Source organism: Bartonella rattaustraliani AUST/NH4, from assembly GCF_000312565.1.
Lineage (GTDB): Bacteria > Pseudomonadota > Alphaproteobacteria > Rhizobiales > Rhizobiaceae > Bartonella > Bartonella rattaustraliani.
Genome location: NZ_CALW02000083.1, coordinates 1 through 1,798 on the forward strand (window position 1 = coordinate 1; position 1,798 = coordinate 1,798).

Genomic DNA, 1,798 nt, shown 5'->3' on the forward strand with positions numbered 1-1,798 from the left:
TCATATTCGTGAAGATCAGATTGAAGGAGATATATGGACTATTCCTGCTGAAAATATGAAAGGAAGACGTGATGCAACAAAAGAGTTTCGCGTGCCCTTATCATCTGAAGCATTAGAAATTCTCAAACAAGCGCGCTTGCTTTCTCGCAATGATTTCTTCTTTTCTGCAACCGGTCGAGGTCCTCTTGGAGATGCTTGCATATCAAAATACATGAAACGTGTTGGTCTTGATGCCTGCCCCCATGGCTTTCGCTCTAGTTTACGCAATTGGCTCGCTGAAACAACCGATGCCCCCTATGAGGTCGCTGAAACCATTCTAAGCCATACAGTAGGAGGACAAGTAGAACGTGCCTATCGTCGTACAGACTATCTAGAACAGCGCCGTGTTTATATGGATAAATGGGCAGCTTATGTCACCGGTCAAACTTAAGAGATGGGGTGCAATACCCCATTATCTGTGGATAACTTTAGCTCTCTTTTCTCTCATTCTTTCTCAATAAGATTCATCAAGATTCAATATTAAAAAAACATGATAAAAGACTGTTTTTTATAGATAATATTACTTTTCAATATGACAAAAATATGGTTAATAAGTGGTTATGATTTGTTTATAATTTGTGTTCTGAAAGGATTTTAGAAATGACCGAAAATGATACTCTTCTCACAGACCGTGAAAGTGCAAAATTGCTCCATATGAGTGTTTCAACATTCCGCCGTCATGTGACAAACGGTGTTTTACCAAAACCCTTAAAGTTTGGTTTTTTGTCGCGTTGGTTACAATCTGATCTTCACGGTGTGATAGAGAAAGCAAAAAACAACCGTAGCAATAATGCTGCATAAAAGAAAACCTTGTCACGTAAGGACGGACAAGGCTCTTCATTACTTATCACATAATGAATAGCAAAATCCGTCCTGTGACGCAAGATCATAGGATAAAAAAATGTATTCTTATACACATGCTGCGGGCATAACACGTGCCTTGCATGGTGTCTGGCATGGGCATTATGGACTTGCCCATTGCCCTGCCCATGATGATAGCACTCCTAGTTTAGCTCTTACTTATGGTTATAATGGTCAATTATTATTTCATTGTCATGCTGGCTGCTCTTTTGAACAGATCATCAAAGCTCTTAAAAACATTGGTCTTGTTGATACACAAGCATGTTTTGAAAATGCTTATGGTCAAAACCTCTCTTTATCGAAAAAATTCTATTCTGAAGATCAACAAGCAAAACAGAAAGCAGAGAAAGCAAGAGGGCTTTGGAAACAAAGCAAAGCTATAAAAGATAGCCTAGCAGAAACTTATTTACGCAAGCGTGGTATCACTTGTGATTTGCCTGCTGATTTACGCTTTCATGATAGCTGCCCCCACCCCTTAGGGGGAAAACTGCCCGCGTTGGTAGAATTGGTTGAAGGTGCATGCCCCTTTGCAATTCATAGGACCTTTTTACAAGCCAATGGGTGCAAAACAGATCAGAAACCAGCAAAAGCCATGTTGGGGTCTGTTATGGGCGGTGCTGTGCATTTAAGCCAAGATAATGAACACCACCTAGTGATTTGTGAGGGAATAGAAACCGGACTTTCTTTACTGTCTGGTTTGTTACTAGAGCCTGTAAGTTTGTGGGCTGCCCTTTCAACCAGTGGCATGAAAAATGTGAATTTACCCAAAACCAAAGCCCGTTTGACCATTGCAATGGACGGTGATGAGGCTGGTCGTAAAGCAGGTTATGCCTTGGCTAGCCATGCGCATAAACAAGGCTTTGAGGTCTTTATGATGCAAGCCCCTAAAGGTGCTGAC

At 41.0% G+C, this 1,798-nt stretch carries 3 protein-coding genes; all 3 read left to right on the forward strand.

Features of this window, described 5'->3' with window-relative positions:
- Positions 1-430 (forward strand): tyrosine-type recombinase/integrase (locus BN67_RS10360; protein ID WP_019224008.1); only part of this gene is annotated, 430 nt, incomplete at its 5' end.
- Positions 431-639: 209 nt separating this feature from the next.
- The gene (locus tag BN67_RS10365) at positions 640-840 is read left to right on the forward strand and encodes a helix-turn-helix transcriptional regulator (RefSeq protein ID WP_019222130.1); all 201 of its coding nucleotides are present in this window, start codon (positions 640-642) and stop codon (positions 838-840) included.
- A gap of 100 nt (positions 841-940) precedes the next feature.
- The coding region (locus BN67_RS10370; protein WP_019224009.1) for a DUF7146 domain-containing protein at positions 941-1,798 on the forward strand (858 nt) is incomplete at its 3' end.